Raw genomic sequence first — 15841 nt, 5'->3', positions numbered from 1 at the left:
CCGGCACCGGGAGTTCCACCGGGCTCCCGGCCGGCAGCGGCATCGGAACCGGCCCACGAATACGCCGCATCACCTGCCGTCTCGAACTATTCCGATTTGAGGGAACAGTTCGCCTGCGGGCGCCGTTGTCATCGCTATCAGGCCGCCGGCTCCTAAGCCTGGCCGCAGCCTCCAGCCTTTCACCGCCCCTCGCCTATCGCATAGGAGATCGACCGTGACGCTCCGAACGCTGGCTCCCGATGACAAGATCGAGATCACGCTCAACCTGAACGGCCGTCCGGTTCGAACCGAGGTTGGGCCTTCGACGACGCTGCTCGACCTGCTGCGCAACCAGCTCGGGGTGACCGGCACGAAGAAGGGCTGCGACCACGGCCAGTGCGGCGCCTGCACGGTTTTGATCGAGGGCCAGCGCATCAACGCCTGCCTGAAGCTCGCGGTGATGATGGACGGGCGGGAGATCACCACGGTCGAAGGGCTCGCGCAGGGCGACAACCTTCATCCCCTGCAGCGCGCCTTCATCGACCGGGATGCCTTCCAGTGCGGGTACTGCACACCGGGCCAGATCTGCTCCGCCGTCGCGCTCCTGGCCGAGGGGCACGCGCACGACCGCGACGAGATTCGCGAACTGATGAGCGGGAACATCTGCCGTTGCGGCGCCTATCCGAACATCGTCGATGCGATCGAGGATGTGATGGGGCAACGGCAAGGCTATATCCGGGAGGCGGCAGAATGAACCGCTTCTCTTACCTCAGGGCCGAAAGCGTCGAAGGCGCCCTGGCCGCCCTCGCCGCCGATCCCGCCGCGAAGATCGTGGCTGGCGGGACAAACCTCCTCGACCTGATGAAATACGATGTCGAGCAGCCGAGCCGCCTGATCGACATAACCCGCATCGAAGGCCTCGACGAGATCACGGAGAACGAGCGCGGCATCATGATCGGCGCGCTCGTCTCCAACACGACGATCGCCTATCATCCGGCGGTTGCAGAGAATTTCCCGCTGCTGTCGAGCGCCATCCTGGCGGGCGCCACGCCGCAGTTGCGAAACGCCGCGACAGCGGGCGGCAACATCAACCAGCGGACCCGCTGCTATTACTTTTACGACGCCGCGCTGCCCTGCAACAAGCGCGAACCAGGCAGTGGCTGCCCGGCTTTGGAGGGCGTCAACCGCAACCACGCCATTCTCGGCGCGAGCGGCGACTGCATCGCCACGCACCCATCCGACATGTGCGTCGCGCTCGCCGCGCTCGATGCCCTCATTCATATCGCCGGCCCGCAAGGGCAGCGGACGATTCCGATAGCGCAATATCATCGGCTGCCCGACGGCTCGCCGGAACGCGACACGACGCTCGGCGCCGATGAGCTGGTGATCGGCATCGAAATCCCCGCCGAGACGCGACGCTTCATGGGCAACCATACCTATCTGAAACTTCGCGACCGGCTGTCCTATGCCTTCGCTCTGGTCTCGGTCGCCGCGGGCCTGCAGATGGAAGGAGATACCATCGCCGACGCGCGCATCGCGCTTGGCGGAGTCGCTCACAAGCCCTGGCGCCGCCCGCAAGCCGAGGAGGTGTTGATCGGGCGCGCTGCCGACGAGACCAGCTTTGCCGCGGCCGCCGACGTGCTGCTGGAAGGCGCCCAGGGCCGCAAGCACAACGCCTTCAAGATCGAGCTGGCCCGTCGCGCCATCATTCGCGCTCTCGGCCAGGCTGCGGCCGGAACGCCGCAATCCCAGTCCGACAAGCGCATCGCCTGAAGGAGCCGCCATCATGCTCAGGAACGATCCCCATGTCGGCTCGCCGCGCAGCCGCATCGACGGCGTCGCCAAGGTCACCGGCCATGCCACCTACGCCGCCGAATTCGACGCGCCCGGCCTGGTGCATGGCTATATCGTCGACAGTGCCATTCCACGCGGCCGCATCGTGGCGCTCGATCTGAATGCGGCTCTTGCGATTCCTGGCGTCATCAAGATCTTCACCCATGAAGACCGTCCCAAGACCGCATGGTTCGACAGGAGCTACCGCGACCAGGTCGCACCGCCCGGCAAGCCGTTGCGGCCTCTCTATGATGATCGGATCCACCACAGCGATCAGCCGATCGCGCTGGTGGTCGCGGAGACCCTGGAGGCGGCGCGCGAAGCGGCCTCGCTGATCGGCGTAACCTATGAGCGCGCGCCTCACGAGACCGATCTTGAACGCGCCCGCCATGACAGCTATGTGCCGCCCAAGAAGCGTTCCGGCATCGCCCCGCCGCCCGATCCAAAGGGCGATGCGGCCGGCGCCTTCTCAGAATCTCCGATCAAGGTCAGCGCCGAATACGCACTCGCGACCGAGCATCACAATCCGATGGAGCTCCATGGCACGACGGTGGTCTGGGAGGGTGACGGCAAGATAACCGTCCATGACAAGACCCAGGGCGCCCTGAACACGCATGGCTATATCTCCTCGGTCTTCGGCCTTGCGAGCGACGATGTCAGGGTTGTCTCGCCGTTCGTCGGCGGCGCCTTCGGCTCAGCGCTCAGGCCGCACCATCAGCTCTTTCTCGCCGTGATGGCTTCGCTGGCGCTCGAACGCTCAGTTCGCGTCGAGATGACGCGAGCCCAGATGTTCAGCCATGTCCATCGCCCGCAGGCGATCAACACGGTGGCGATCGGTGCGGACGCCGACGGACATATCCGCTCGCTGCAGCACAATGCAGTCGCGGCGACATCGCGCTACGAGGACTACCAGGAGAACGTCGTCAACTGGTCGGGCATGCTCTATCACAGCGACGCGACGCAGCTGGGCTACGAACTCGCCAAGCTCGACATCCCCACTCCCGGCGACATGCGCGCTCCAGGTGCGCCGACAGGGCTTTTCGCTCTCGAGAGCGCAATGGACGAGCTGGCCTACGCGACCGGCATCGATCCGATCCAGTTGCGCTTGCGGAACTATACCGATCGCGACGAGAACGACGACAAGCCGCTGACCTCGAAGGAGCTGCGCGCCTGCTATGCGGAAGGGGCCGCCCGCTTCGGCTGGAGCAAGCGCAATCCGACGCCACGTGCGACGCGCGCCGGCAAGGAACTCGTCGGCTGGGGCATGGCCAGCGGCGTCTGGGAAGCGATGATGATGAAATCATCGGCCCGGGCCAGATTGAGCCGCGACGGCCGCCTCGAAATCGGCTGTGCGACGTCGGATATCGGAACGGGCACCTACACCATCCTGGCGCAGATCGGGGCCGACGCGCTCGGGCTGGATCTGGATGCGGTGAGCGTGAAACTCGGTGATTCGTCGCTCGCGATGGCTCCCATCCAGGGCGGTTCCTGGACCGCCGCCTCCTCCGGCAGCGCGGTCATGCTGACCTGCAGGAAGCTCTGCGAAACCCTGTTCAAATACGCTGGGGCCGTTGAAGGATCGCCGCTTGCGGGCGCTGCGATAGAGGACGTCGCCTTCGGCGGCGGCTACATCCGCTTGCGGACAGCGCCCGACCGAACCGTGTCCATCGCGGACGCGCTGACGGCCGCCGGCGTCGACCATGTCGAGGCGGAAGAGACTGCAAGCCCCGGCCTGCTCGGCCCGCTGCGGCACGCCTCCTATACGCATTCCGCCGTCTTCGCCGAGGTTCATGTCGATGAGGAACTCGACATCGTGCGCGTGACCCGCGTGGTCAGCGCGGTCGCCGCCGGGCGCATTCTCAATCCGAAGACCGCACGCAGCCAGATCATGGGCGGCGTGGTCTGGGGCATCGGCATGGCCCTCCACGAGGAGACCATGACCGATCATCGCTTCGGCCGGTTCATGAACCGCAACCTCGGCGAATATCATGTGCCTGTTAATGCCGACATCGACGGGATCGAGGTGATCTTCGTCGAGGAGCACGACGAGAAAGTCAGCCCTATCGGCGTGAAGGGGCTCGGCGAGATCGGCGTCGTCGGGACCGCTGCCGCTATCGCCAACGCGATCTTCCATGCGACCGGAAAACGGGTCAGGAGCCTGCCGATCACTGTCGACAAGCTGATGGCCGCCTGACGGCGCATGCTTGCTGCTCCGGTCGCTCGGTTCCCTGCCGCCGGCTGGGAACATCGTCCAGCCGTTCCCGTTGTCCGCAGGCTGAAAGAGGGGTGATCGATGCGGCTGCGGGCCAAGGCTGAACTGACATATTCCTTTGCCGAGCCGACCCAGATCATCGGGCTGTTGCACGCGGCGAAATCGCCCGACCAACTGCTTTTGTCGGAGGTGCTCGAAGTCAGCCCGGACACACCGGTTTCCGTGGACGAAGGCCTTTCGGGAGATCGCCGTTTCCGCGCCTGCTTTTCGGGCGAAGTCTCGGTTGCCTATCAGGCCGAAGTCGAGAACAACGCCCGGCAGCTGTTGCCCGTCGCGGGACGCCAACATGTCTGGGGCGAGTTGCCCGTCGAGGTTCTCCCCTATCTGCTGCCGAGCAGATTCTGTCCCAGCGATCAGTTCCAGCGGTTTTCGCAGCGGGAATTCGGAGCGGCCGGCGATGGCGTCGCGCGCGTCATGGCGATCCTCGACTGGATCAATCGCCACGTCGACTATGTCCATGGCGTCAGCACGGCCGAGTCGACGGCAGCTCATACATTCACGGTCCGCGCGGGGGTCTGCCGAGACTTCACCCATCTCGGCATCACGCTCTGCCGGGCACTTTCCATCCCGGCACGGGCTGTGAGCGCCTATGCGTTCGAGCTTGATCCACCCGACTTTCATGCCGTCATGGAGGTGTATCTGGAAAACGACTGGTGGTTGATCGACACGACCCGGCTGGCGCCCGTCGAAGGTCTCGTGCGCATCGCTCATGGCCGAGACGCGGCAGACATCGCTTTCCTGACCACCGACAAGCCCTGCCAGTTGATCAATCAGACCGTCCAGGTCGAACGGCTGAAGGAGAGTGCACCGTGAACCAGGCAACCGTCACCGCGCTTCATCTCGAAGAACGGGATGGGGTACCGAACAATCCCCGGCTCCCGGTGCTGATCTATGAGACAGCCTTTTCGCCCGAGACGCCGGACCTGGCTACGGCCATGGAAAGGTGCTTTGCCGAGAACGGCTGGCCGCCGCAATGGCGAAACGGCATCTACGATTTCCACCACTACCACTCGCAGGGGCATGAAGTGCTCGGCATCGCCGCAGGATCGGCCGACGTCAGACTGGGAGGCCCGCGCGGCCGAGACCTGACGATCCGGGCCGGCGATATATTGCTGCTTCCGGCCGGCACCGGTCATTGTCGCGTCGAAGCATCGCACGATTTCCTCGTGATCGGGGCCTATCCGCCCGGCCAGAGCGCCGATATCCTGCGCGATGCGCCCTGCGGCGATCCGGGCTGCGATCGCACGTCTCTCGTTCCCTCCGACCGATCCGGTTCGCGGCGAAGACGGCCCAATCAGCCTGTATTGGGCGAAAGGCTCTGAGGCTCGGCGCTCGTTCTAACGAATTGCGCCGTTCCGGAACCGTATCCAGCCATCTCTCCTCGTGCAGCGCCGACCAGCAGCACACCGGCACCTGCCGACACCGCAGGTGCTTGGGCCTCAGGCGCCTAGCTCTGCGTCGCGTCCGAATTGCATCGTTGCAGCATGCGCGAGGCAGCCGTGACACCCGTCAGCGAGAACGTATAGGTCGTCGCGTTGCCGCGAGCGGAGCGTGCTTCCAGCACCATGTCGTTGCCGGCCCGCATCGCGGCGAGCAGCGCCGGCTCGCGTTCGAGGCGTTCGATCCAGGCATTGCTACCTTCGGTCAACATGCGGAAGCTGTTGTCGCCGATGGTGACGGTAACGATGGAATCCTTGGCGAAATCGTAGCCCGCCTGGAAACTCGATTCCGTGTCGCTGCCGCGCGCACCCGTCTGCACAAAGAAGAGAACCTCGCCATGGCGCAGCTCCGATGGTTCTTCTATCTGTGGCTTGCTCATGATGAAGCAACGTTGCGTATCACCGTTTTCATAGGCAGCCGCATTCCAGGCGTTGAACTGCCCAAGCAGTTTTGGGGTGGCAGCCTCAGCTGCCGAGGCTCCCAGAACGACGAGGAATATCGCCGAGAGTGCATTTTTGATCATCGTCTCATCTCCTTTGCCCGATCAGGGTGGAAAGAAGAGCCTTACCGAGGCGTTAACATGGCCTCGATAATGTGTGCGTCGATGCAGCGCAGGGTTCCGATCGCAACGTGCTCACCCTCAGTGACAGCGCCTCCGCGGCGGGTGTGAAAGAGGAAGTTCTGCGCCGTTTTCAAGGCCGGACGAGGCGGCTCGGCCGGTCACATCATCGAGCCGGCCAAGGGCAGTGACCTTGCTGTGTGAAAGCCGGAATGCGAAAAGGGCTCGTCGTCGGCGTCCCGTCGGCTCGGCGCTGAAATACTGCCTGGTCGGCAGCGTTTGCGCCCTGCGGGATCGGGCCGGCGCTCAGGATCGGATCGATCGTAGCGGCTGGACCAAACCTTGCGCATCCTCGTCATCAATCCCAACACCATGCCGGAAATGACGGCCCTGGTCGGGCGCGTGATCGAGCCCTATCTGCCGCCACAGGCGACGCTCGTGCCGGTGACAGGGCGTTTCGGTGCGCATTACATCGCCAGCCGTAGCGCCAGCGTCGTGGCCGCCCACGCCGCGCTGGAGGCCTTCGCCGAGCATGGGCAGGGCTGCGATGGCGTCTATCTCGCCTGCTTCGGCGATCCCGGCCTGCTCGCGCTCAAGGAAATGGCGCGCATCCCGGTCGTCGGCATGGCGGAAGCGAGCAGCCGTCTTGCCGCTGAACAGGCGGAGCGCTTCGCCATCGTCACCGGTGGCGAGCGCTGGGGGCCGATGCTGCACGAATTCGTCGGCTCGATCGGCCTCGGCGACCGCCTCGCCGCCGTCGAAACGGTCGCCCCCACCGGCGCCGACATCGCCCGCGATCCCGATGGCTCCATCGCGATGCTGGCCGAGGCCTGCCGCCGTGTGGCGCGGCGCGATGGCGCCGGCGCGGTCATTCTCGGTGGCGCCGGCCTGGCCGGGCTTGCCGCACGGGTCCAGCCCCATGTCGACATTCCCGTGATCTGCTCGGCCGAAGCCGGCATCCGGATGCTGCTCGGCGCGCTCGACCAGCCCTTGCGCAAGCCCCTGAGCGGCGATCTCGCCCTGCCGCCCCCCGTCACCAGCACGGGGCTGTCCGAGGGGCTGGCCCGCCTGCTGGCGCAGCCCTGAAAGAGCCGGCGTCATTCTCGGGCGGCACGAAACGCAGACCTGAGAATCCCGATCAGGAAATGCTCGCGTCGAGCCCGAGCATGACGGCGCCAGCCTATTTGCCGGCGAGCGATGTGCCGTTGAGCCCGGCGATCCAGTCGGACAACATCGGCACGTAGTCGTCGCCATGGCCGCTCGCCACCGCCGCGGCGTAGCTGTTCTTCACCGCGTTGCCGATCGGATTGGCGACACCGGCCTCGTTGGCCACGCTCTCCAGATAGCGCACATCCTTCAGCGCGTTGCTGAGCGTGAACTTGTGGGCGTCCCTGTCGCGCTCCAGCACGTATTTCATGAAGGTCTGGTAGAAGCCGCAATCCATGCGGCTGCCGCGCAGCACGCTGTCGAAGGTCTGGGGCGAGATCCCGATCTTCTGGCCGAGCGTCAGCGCCTCCGCATAGATCGCGGCATAGCCCAGCGACAGGAAGTTGTTGATCAGCTTCATCTTGTGGCCGTCGCCGACCGGGCCGAGATGCACGATCTTCTGCGCCCAGGCCTCGCAGGCCGGCTTGATGCGCGCGAAGATTTCGGGCGAGGCGCCGATCATCGCGGAGAGCTGCCCCTGCGCCGCCTGGGCCGGCGTGCCGCCGAGCGGCGCATCGGCAAGATGCAGGCCCTTCGCCTCGAGCTCCGCGGCGAGCCTGACCGTCACCGTCGGATCGGAGGTCGAGCAGTCGACGATTACCGTGCCCGGCTTTGCACCGGCGATAATGCCGTTCTCGCCCGTCATCACGGCCTCGACCTGGGCCGAGCCGGTGACGCACAGGAAGATGATGCTGGAGCGGGCGGCGAGTTCCTTCGGCGTCTTCGCCTCGACCGCGCCGGCCGCGACCAGCTCCTCGACCGGCTTGCGATTGCGATGCCCCATCACGGTGAGCGGAAAGCCCTTGTCGACGAGATTGCGGGCCATGCCCTGTCCCATCAGGCCGACGCCGATGAAGCCCACGGACTCTTTGGTTGCAGTCATCTTCAAATTCTCCCGCTGATATGGTTGAGATGAAACGTGACGTGGAGAAAACGACCCGACTCGCCGGCTATCGCGAGGTCAGCGCTCACAGTGGACGAGACATGACTGCCGACGGCCCGCCCGAGACCAGCCGGACCAGAAGCCCGACCGCGGTGGGTCCTTCCGGCCGCAGCCGTGTGACCCTGCAGATCATCGCCGACCATCTTTCCGTCTCGACCGCGACGGTGTCGCTCGCTTTGCGCGGCTCGCCGCTCGTCGCCGAGGCGACGCGCGAGCGCGTGCGGGAGATCGCCCGCTCGATGGGCTACAGCTACAACCGCAGCGCCGCCTCGCTGCGGACCGACCGGACCAACATCATCGGTGTCGGCTTTCACGACATCACCAATCCCTATTTCGCCGAGCTGCTAGCCGCGATCGAGGAAACCGCCGGCCGTCATGGCCGTTCGATCCTGCTCGGCACCTATGCCGAGAATCGCGACAAGCAGGCCCGCGTGCTCGGCATCCTCTCCGAGTATCGCCCGGACGGCATGATCCTGTGCTCGGCTGGCGGCAGCACCGTGGAGAGCCTGGCTCCGCTGATCGATGCCGGCGTGCCGATCGTCCAGCTCTCGCGCGAGATCGCCGGGGCCGACCTCGATTTCGTCGGCTCCGACGATCGCCACGGCACGACCCAGGCCATGGAACACCTGATCGGGATCGGCCATCGCCGGATCGCCTTCCTCTGCGCCAATGAGAGCATCTCGACCGGGCGCAACCGCTACGCCGGCTATCGCGAGGTGCTTGCCCGCTCCGGCCTGCCGTTCGACCCGGCTCTCGTGCATTTCGACTATGGCACCCGCGAAACCGGCCTGAAAGGCATCCAGAAGGTGCTCGATGCTGCCAACCCGCCGACCGCGGCCGTCTGCATGAACGATCTCGCCGCCTTCGGCGCCGTGCTCGGCCTGCGCCATCGCGGGCTCGAGGCCGGCCGCGATTTCTCGATCGTCGGCTGCGACGACGTGAAGGAGGCCGCCCAGTGGTTTCCCGCCCTCACCACCGTCCACAACTTCCAGAACGAGATGGGCGCGAAGTCGGCCGAGTTCCTGCTGAACCGGATCGCCAACCCGGCCGCACCGACGCAGCGCCTGTTGCTGACGCCCGCGCTGATCATCCGTGGGACGACCTGCCCGCCGCGCTGAGCCGGGCTCAGGCATCGTTGGCGGGCTTCGCGTTGAGCGCCCGGTAGGCCCTGACCACCTGCGAATCGTCGCGCCCGCCATGGCCGAGGCCGGACGAAGCGAGGAACATCTGATGGGCCGCCGCCGCCAGCGGCAGCGCCGTCTTCGCCGCGCGCCCGGCATCGAGCACGATGCCGAGATCCTTGACGAAGATGTCGACCGCGCTCGCCACGGCCGGATCGGGCTCATGCATGCGCGGCCCGCGATCCCTGAGCATCCAGGACGAGGCAGCCGAGCCGCCCATGATCTCGAACAGCAGGCGGCCGTCGATGCCGGCCTTCTCGGCCAGAGACAGCGCCTCGGCGGCGACGGCGATATGGACGCCGCAGAGGAGCTGGTTGACGGTCTTCACCGTCGCGCCCTGCCCCGCCTTCTCGCCGACATGGAAGACCTTGTCGCCGAGCGCGTCGAGCACAGGCTTGGCCCGCGCGAAGCTCTCGCTCGGCGCCCCGACCATGATCGTCAGCGTCGCGTTGCGCGCGCCGTTGACGCCGCCCGAGACCGGGGCATCGATGAAATGCCGGCCTGTCTTCACGACCTCCGCCGCGATCGCCTCCGCCTCACCCGGCGGGCAGGTCGCCATCAGGATCACGGTCGCGCCAGGAGCAAGCGCTTCCAGCGCGCCAGCCTCGAACAGCACCGCGCGCGCCTGGGCGGCGTTGACCACCATCAGCACCAGCGCTTCGGCACCGTCCGCAGCGTCCCTGGCGCTGATAGCGGCGTGCCCGCCGGCGGCGACCAGCGCCTCTCGCGCCGCCTCGCGCATGTCGAAGCCGGTGACGCGGAACTGCTTCCTGACGAGGTTCTCGGCCATCGGCGCGCCCATGGCGCCAAGCCCGACGAAGGCGATGGTGGAGATCGGTTTATCGGTCATGCGAACGGACACTCTTTGAACGAAAGCGGGCACGGCTCACGCCATGCCCGCGATGGGGGAAGCCGGCCCGCGCCAGGCCGGCGCCGAAGCCGGTTACTCCTTCACCGCACCCGTCATCGAGGCAACGTAATAGTCGACGAAGAAGGAATAGAGGATCGCGACCGGGATCGAGCCCAAGAGCGCGCCGGCCATCAGCGAGCCCCAGTGATAGACGTCGCCCTCCACGAGCTGGGTCAGCACCGCGACCGGCACAGTCTTCTTCTCCGCCGACTGGATGAAGGCGAGCGCATAAATGAACTCGTTCCAGGACAGGGTGAAGGCGAAGATGCCGGCCGAGATCAGGCCGGGCATGGCGAGCGGCAAGGTGATGCGCCACAGGGTTTGCAGCCGCGTCGCCCCGTCGATCATCGCGCATTCCTCGAGCTCATAGGGGATCGACTTGAAATAGCCGATCAGGAGCCAGGTGCAGAAGGGGATGAGGAAGGTCGGATAGGTCAGGATCAACGCCAGCGGCGAGTCGAACAGGCCGAACTGGAAGATCAGCGTCGCCAGCGGGATGAACAGAATCGAGGGCGGCACGAGATAAGCGAGATAGATCGCGAGTCCGACATATTGCGAGCCCTTGAACCGCAGCCGCTGAATCGCATAGGCGGCGAGCACGCTGGAAAACAGCGAGAGCGCAGTCGCCACCGCCGCGACCATCATCGTGGTCCAGAGCCATTGCGGATAATCGGTCTGGAACAGCAGCTTGTTGATGTTCTCGAGCGTCGGCGACTTCACCCAGAACGGGTTGTTGTTCTTGTAGTCGAGCAGTTCCGCGTTCGGTTTGATCGCGGTGATCGCCATCCAGTAGAACGGGAACAGCAGCACGAGCAGGAAGAGCGACAGCGGCAGGTAAAGCATGATGAAGCGCCGCGGGCCGGACGACCAGTCGATGACGCCTTCACGCTCCTTGTCCTTGAGATGCGGACGCGCGCTGAGGGCCTGATCAGTCATTGTCTTCCCCCTGCTGCCACTTGCGCCGGGCAAGGCCGAAATAGCTGAACAGCGTCGCCATCACGAGGAACGGGATCATCGCCACCGCGATCGCCGCGCCCTCGCCGAGCTGACCGCCTGGAATGCCGCGCTGGAAGGCGAGCGTCGCCATCAGATGCGTCGCGTTCACCGGTCCGCCGCGGGTGATGGCATAGACGAGCTGGAAATCGGTGAAGGTGAACAGCACCGAGAAGGTCAGCACGATCGCCAGGATCGGCATCAGCATCGGGAAGGTCACATGCCGAAAGCGCTGCCAGGCATTGGCGCCATCGAGCATCGCTGCTTCGTACAGCGCCGGCGAGATGGTCTGCAGGCCGGCGAGAAGCGAGATCGCGACGAAGGGGATGCCGCGCCAGATATTCGCCGCGATCAGCGAGAAGCGCGCCGGCCAGGGCTGTCCGAGGAAGTCGATATAGGTGTCGCGCCAGCCGAGCACGTCGACCAGCACGTAGGAGATGATCGAGAACTGCGGATCGTAGATCCACCAGAAGGCGATGGCCGAGAGCACCGTCGGCACGATCCAGGGAATCAGGATGATCGCCCGCAGCAGCGACTTCATCGGCAGATGGTTGTTGAGCAGCAACGCCAGCCACAGGCCGAGGGCGAATTTCCCGATCGTCGCCACCCCCGTATAGAGCAGCGTGTTCCAGACTGCGGTGATGAAGACCCGGTCGTACCAGAGCGATTGGAAATTCTCGAACCCGATGAAATTACCGGCGCGGCCGATGCGCGTATCGGTGAAGGCGAGCCAGATGCCCAGGCCCAGCGGGTAGCTGAGAAAGACCAGCAGGAAGCCCGCCGCGGGCAGCAGGCAGAGGAAGATCAGGAACGGTTTATAGTCGAACAGACGCACCAGCCAGTTTTGCTGCAGGCTGTAAACGGTTCGCGATTCGACGGCAGCTATCGCCATGGCGCGCTCGCATTTTGGACCGGCATTCCCGGCCGCCGACCATGGACGGCGGCCGGGAAAAGCGGGTCAGGTCCGATAGTAGCGCTTGGCGCGGCGCTCGGCTTCAGCGGCCGCTTCCTCCGGCGTCGCCTGGCCGGCGCAGACCGAGGCGACCATCTGGACGACGACGTATTCGGCGTTGACCGTGCCGGCCGCCTCGTTGATCGAGCCCTTGTAGCCGCTCCAGAGCGCGCGCTCCCAGGTGTCGCGATAGACCAGGATCTTCGGGTCGCCCGACCAGACCTTGCTCTCGGCGAAGCCCTTCAGCGGCTGGGTCCAGTAGCCGAAGCAGCCGGTCAGCCACTTGTCGTACTGCTCCTTCTCCATCATGAAGCGGAGATATTCCTTCGCCGCGTTCGGGAACTTGGTGTGCTTGAACGCCATGGCGTTGATCACCAGGGCCGGCTCGGACGGGCGTCCGAACGGGCCGACAGGCATGGTCGCGTGGTTCAGGTCCTTGGCGATCGCCGCGGTCTTCTCGTCCTTCGAGTTCTTGATCGAGAAGTAGAGCGAGACGCCGTTCTGGGTGACGCCGATTTCGCCCGCCGTCAGCGCCTTGTTGTTGCTGATGTCGAGCCAGGAGAGCGTGCCCGGGATGAAGGTCTCGTAGAGCGCCTTGGCGTATTTCAGTGCCGCGACCGTCTCCTTCGAATTGATCGCGACCTTGTTGTTCTCGTCGACCATGTAGCCGCCATGGGTCCAGACGAGCCAGTTGCAGAAGGCGTTGCCGTCGCCGACCGCGTTGCCCAGCGCGAAGCCGGCCGGATGGCCGTTGGCCTTGAGCTTGCGGCAGAGGTTGAGAAAGCCGTCGAGATCCTTCGGGAAGGTATCGAAGCCCGCTTCCTTGACCCAGGATTCGCGATAGACCGCCGGCGCTCCGGAAGCGCCCATCGGGATCGATATCCACTGGTTGGTCTTGTCCTTCTTGCCGTATTTCTCGGCGATCGGGTACCAGCCGCCATATTTCTTGCCGAGATCCTCGGCGATCGGCGTGAGGTCGATCAACTTGTCGGAGAAGATGTGCGGATCATCCGCCCAGCCGACGACGATATCGGGCCCGGCACCGGTATTGGCGGTGACCGCCGTCTGCGGCCGCAGGTCTTCCCAGCCGGCATAGTCGACCCGGACCGGCACGCCCGTCGCCTTGGTGAAGGCCTCGGTGTTCTCGTTGAAGATCGCCTGGTCGGGATCGACGAATTTGGTCGGGCGCAGGACGCGCAGCGTCGCGCCCTTCTCGATATTGGCCTGTGCGATCGCAGGCGCCAGCGGCAACGTGGCCCCTGCTGCAAGCCCCGCGCCGCCGATCAGCACGTCTCTTCTGGAAATGCTCATGAAACCGTCTCCTCCGTTGGCGCGGCGGAGGCCTGCATGGGACCTCCGTCCTGCATGGATTATGGGCGTTGGACAGCCGTCATCCGCCGCCCGGCTCGCGGGCGGCGAATTCGTTAGAGCCGCTTGCCGGTCGCAGCGTCGAAGAGATGCGTCACGCTGGTGTCGGGCGTGATGCCGATGGTCTCGCCCGGCTTGGCGGTGATGCGCTCGCGGAAGATGCAGGTCAGGTCCTGCCCACCGCAGCGGACGACGACCTGCGTCTCCGAGCCCATCGGCTCGACGACCGCGACCTGGGCCTTCAGGCCATTCGGATCGAGCTGGAAGTGCTCGGGGCGGATGCCGAGCACGGCCGCGCGCCCTTCGGAATCCGCCGGATGCTGGCCGATCGGCCAGACGACGCCGCCTTCGGTCTCGAAGCCGTTGGCCGTGATCTTGCCCTTGAGCAAGTTCATCGACGGCGAGCCGATGAAGGCCGCGACGAACAGGTTCGCCGGATTGTCGTAGAGATCGAGCGGCGCGCCCATCTGCTCGACGATGCCGTCATGCATGACGACGATCTTGTCGGCCATGGTCATGGCCTCGATCTGGTCGTGCGTGACGTAGACCGTCGTGGTCTTCAGCCGCTGGTGCAATTCCTTGATCTCGGTGCGCATCTGAACGCGCAGCTTGGCATCGAGGTTCGAGAGCGGCTCGTCGAACAGGAAGACCTGCGGATCGCGGACGATGGCGCGACCCATGGCGACGCGCTGCCGCTGGCCGCCCGAGAGCTGGCGCGGAAAGCGCTCGAGCAGATTGTTCAGCCCGAGGATCTGCGCCGCCTTGTTGACGCGCTCGTCGATCTCGGCCTTCGGCGCCTTCCGGAGCTTCATCGAGAAGGCCATGTTGTCGGCGACCGTCATATGCGGATAGAGCGCATAGTTCTGGAACACCATGGCGATGTCGCGCTCCTTCGGAGGCACGTCGTTCACCACGCGCGGCCCGATCCGGATCTCGCCGCCCGAGATGTTCTCGAGCCCGGCGATCATCCGCAGCAGCGTCGACTTTCCGCAGCCCGAGGGGCCGACGAGGATGACGAATTCGCCGTCGTTGATGTCGATGTCGACGCCGTGGATGACCTGCGTAGACCCGTACGCCTTGCGTACATCGGCGATCTGGACTGAAGCCATGCCGTCTTCCCTGCTTTCCGTTCCCTGTCGCACCGCCCGTCGAGCAGGCAGTTAGCGACCACAATCGGTTTCTTGTGACCGAATGATGAAAGCGGACCTCGCCTGCTTCTGGCGATTGTGTCCGTTCCAGTCTGCGATAAAGTCATACGATAGAAGCGGGCGTGTCAAGCGCCGCCATGGCCTGCACCTCGCGCCCGATACGGGGCCGCGGCGAGGCGATCGAGGGAGGGGCTACCGATGCGCGTGCGCGACTTCTCGCGGCCGACAACTCTCAATCCGGACCGCCTCTTCGGCCAGGTCGCACAGAAGCTCGCGGTGGCGATCATCACCGGCCGCGTGAAGGCGGGCGAGGTCCTGCCCAACGAGGACGATCTGCGCTCGGACATCTCGGTTTCGCGCACCGCCTACCGCGAGGCGGTCAAGGTCCTGACGGCCAAGGGGCTGGTGGAAGCGCGCCCGAAGAGCGGCACCCGCGCCGCGTCGCGCGAACGCTGGAACCTGCTCGACCCGGATGTCCTCTCCTGGCATTTCGAGGCCGACCCGAACGAGCGATTCATTCGCGATCTCTTCGAGTTGCGCCGCTTCGTCGAGCCCAGCGCGGCCCGGCTCGCCGCCCAGCGCCGGACCTCTGCCGACATCGCCCGGATCGAGGCGGCCTATCGCGGCATGGTCGACAATCCGCCCTATGCCGAAGCGACGATCCGCGCCGATCTCGCTTTCCATGAAGCGATCTTCTCCGCGGCTCAGAATGCGGCGCTGCAATGCCTCGCCAGCGCCGTCATCGCCACGCTGCAATGGTCGCTGCTGCTCAAGACCGGCGACGAGGTCGCCTATGTCGAGTCGCTGCCCGATCACGAGCATGTGCTGCTCGCCATCATCGACCGCGACGGCGATCTGGCCTCGGCCCGCATGGCCGGACTTGTGATCGATAGCCTGAACACGACGCTGGCCTCCATCGGCACGCACAATGCCACCGAGACCGGAAAAATCATGCGAATAAAGCATACTAAATAAGCGCCCAGCGCTCTGCTGCGGGGCGTCTTCGGGTATCGCTCATGCGACGGCACGGCTAGATTGGCCTGCCAAGCTGCGTAGT

The 15841-nt window shown here is 65.3% G+C and carries 15 protein-coding genes; 8 read left to right on the top strand and 7 right to left on the bottom strand.

Translation table 11 applies throughout. The annotated features are described in order from the left end of the window. Window positions 1–214 precede the first annotated feature (214 nt). From AC2FAN_RS21380 to AC2FAN_RS21360, 5 genes are all read left to right on the top strand, one after another. Window positions 215–733: a (2Fe-2S)-binding protein gene (locus tag AC2FAN_RS21380; RefSeq protein ID WP_485176215.1), complete on the top strand. Its 519-nt coding sequence runs from the start codon at window positions 215–217 to the stop codon at window positions 731–733. Next, a complete protein-coding gene (locus tag AC2FAN_RS21375; protein WP_485176214.1) occupies window positions 730–1752 on the top strand; it encodes an FAD binding domain-containing protein in 1023 nt (340 codons plus the stop codon). Before AC2FAN_RS21380 ends, AC2FAN_RS21375 begins: the two co-directional genes overlap by 4 nt. 13 nt (window positions 1753–1765) lie before the next feature. Beyond that, window positions 1766–4006, top strand: a complete 2241-nt coding sequence (locus AC2FAN_RS21370; protein ID WP_485176213.1) for a xanthine dehydrogenase family protein molybdopterin-binding subunit — start codon at window positions 1766–1768, stop codon at window positions 4004–4006. 99 nt (window positions 4007–4105) lie between these two features. Continuing rightward, window positions 4106–4897, top strand: a complete 792-nt coding sequence (locus tag AC2FAN_RS21365) for a transglutaminase-like domain-containing protein (protein ID WP_485176212.1) — start codon at window positions 4106–4108, stop codon at window positions 4895–4897. Then, window positions 4894–5406: a cupin gene (locus AC2FAN_RS21360; protein WP_485176211.1), complete on the top strand. Its 513-nt coding sequence runs from the start codon at window positions 4894–4896 to the stop codon at window positions 5404–5406. Before AC2FAN_RS21365 ends, AC2FAN_RS21360 begins: the two co-directional genes overlap by 4 nt. 125 nt (window positions 5407–5531) lie before the next feature. Here the strand turns inward: AC2FAN_RS21360 and AC2FAN_RS21355 are convergent, their stop codons facing one another. Then, window positions 5532–6047: an invasion associated locus B family protein gene (locus AC2FAN_RS21355; RefSeq protein ID WP_485176210.1), complete on the bottom strand. Its 516-nt coding sequence runs from the start codon at window positions 6045–6047 to the stop codon at window positions 5532–5534. 378 nt (window positions 6048–6425) lie between these two features. Between AC2FAN_RS21355 and AC2FAN_RS21350 the strand changes: the two genes are divergently transcribed. Then, window positions 6426–7169: an aspartate/glutamate racemase family protein gene (locus AC2FAN_RS21350; RefSeq protein WP_485176209.1), complete on the top strand. Its 744-nt coding sequence runs from the start codon at window positions 6426–6428 to the stop codon at window positions 7167–7169. Window positions 7170–7263: 94 nt separating this feature from the next. Here the strand turns inward: AC2FAN_RS21350 and AC2FAN_RS21345 are convergent, their stop codons facing one another. Next, complete coding sequence (locus tag AC2FAN_RS21345) at window positions 7264–8178, bottom strand: NAD(P)-dependent oxidoreductase (protein ID WP_485176208.1); 915 nt, start codon at window positions 8176–8178, stop codon at window positions 7264–7266. Window positions 8179–8273: 95 nt separating this feature from the next. Here AC2FAN_RS21345 and AC2FAN_RS21340 point away from each other — a divergent pair, with 95 nt between their 5' ends. Beyond that, the gene (locus AC2FAN_RS21340; protein ID WP_485176207.1) at window positions 8274–9350 is read left to right on the top strand and encodes a LacI family DNA-binding transcriptional regulator; all 1077 of its coding nucleotides are present in this window, start codon (window positions 8274–8276) and stop codon (window positions 9348–9350) included. A 7-nt stretch (window positions 9351–9357) separates the two neighbouring features. Here the strand turns inward: AC2FAN_RS21340 and AC2FAN_RS21335 are convergent, their stop codons facing one another. The 5 genes from AC2FAN_RS21335 to AC2FAN_RS21315 form a co-directional block, all read right to left on the bottom strand. After that, window positions 9358–10263 (bottom strand): NAD(P)-dependent oxidoreductase, encoded by a 906-nt coding sequence (locus tag AC2FAN_RS21335; protein WP_485176206.1) that lies wholly within the window; start codon window positions 10261–10263, stop codon window positions 9358–9360. Between the two features lie 93 nt (window positions 10264–10356). After that, window positions 10357–11259: a carbohydrate ABC transporter permease gene (locus AC2FAN_RS21330; protein WP_265050222.1), complete on the bottom strand. Its 903-nt coding sequence runs from the start codon at window positions 11257–11259 to the stop codon at window positions 10357–10359. Beyond that, window positions 11252–12208 carry a carbohydrate ABC transporter permease gene (locus AC2FAN_RS21325; RefSeq protein ID WP_265050223.1) on the bottom strand — a complete coding sequence of 319 codons (957 nt, stop codon included), beginning with the start codon at window positions 12206–12208 and terminating at the stop codon, window positions 11252–11254. The genes AC2FAN_RS21330 and AC2FAN_RS21325 overlap by 8 nt, the downstream gene beginning before the upstream one ends. A gap of 66 nt (window positions 12209–12274) precedes the next feature. Then, window positions 12275–13579 carry an ABC transporter substrate-binding protein gene (locus AC2FAN_RS21320; RefSeq protein ID WP_485176205.1) on the bottom strand — a complete coding sequence of 435 codons (1305 nt, stop codon included), beginning with the start codon at window positions 13577–13579 and terminating at the stop codon, window positions 12275–12277. Window positions 13580–13692: 113 nt separating this feature from the next. Then, window positions 13693–14745, bottom strand: a complete 1053-nt coding sequence (locus tag AC2FAN_RS21315; RefSeq protein ID WP_265050225.1) for an ABC transporter ATP-binding protein — start codon at window positions 14743–14745, stop codon at window positions 13693–13695. 237 nt (window positions 14746–14982) lie between these two features. Between AC2FAN_RS21315 and AC2FAN_RS21310 the strand changes: the two genes are divergently transcribed. Next, on the top strand, window positions 14983–15759 hold the full coding sequence (locus tag AC2FAN_RS21310; protein WP_265050226.1) for a FadR/GntR family transcriptional regulator: 777 nt from the start codon (window positions 14983–14985) through the stop codon (window positions 15757–15759). Window positions 15760–15841: the final 82 nt, after the last annotated feature.

The sequence above is a fragment of the Allobosea sp. RIT-PG3_2 genome (assembly GCF_057321085.1).
The sequence above is the reverse complement of the archived record's forward strand: the minus strand, read 5'-3'. Positions and strand labels throughout refer to the sequence as shown.